The 251-nt window shown below is 64.9% G+C and carries 1 protein-coding gene; it reads right to left on the bottom strand.

The features are described from left to right. Nucleotides 1-251 (bottom strand): family 1 glycosylhydrolase (locus AABA84_RS34950; RefSeq protein WP_338314373.1); only part of this gene is annotated, 251 nt, incomplete at both ends.

The raw sequence follows: 251 nt of genomic DNA, 5'->3' as shown, positions 1-251 counted from the left end.
GCGCACCGCCTGCACCGCGAGCCCGTGCGCGAGCGCGCTGTTGTGCCTGATCTGGTTGACCTCGGCTTGCGGCAGCGTCACGCCCGGCGCGTCGATGCCGATGCCGTAGCCGAAATAGACGAAGCGGCCGCTCTCGTTCAGCGTGAACACGTTTTTGACACGGTCGGTCAGATGCTCGGCAACATAGGCGGCGTAGTCGCCGAAGATCTTGCAGGTTTCCGTCGAACGCCAGCCGCCGAAGCGATCCTGCA

The sequence above is a fragment of the Bradyrhizobium sp. TM239 genome (assembly GCF_036247985.1).
GTDB classification, from domain to species: domain Bacteria; phylum Pseudomonadota; class Alphaproteobacteria; order Rhizobiales; family Xanthobacteraceae; genus Bradyrhizobium; species Bradyrhizobium ottawaense.
This window is presented reverse-complemented; position numbering and strand designations above follow the sequence as displayed.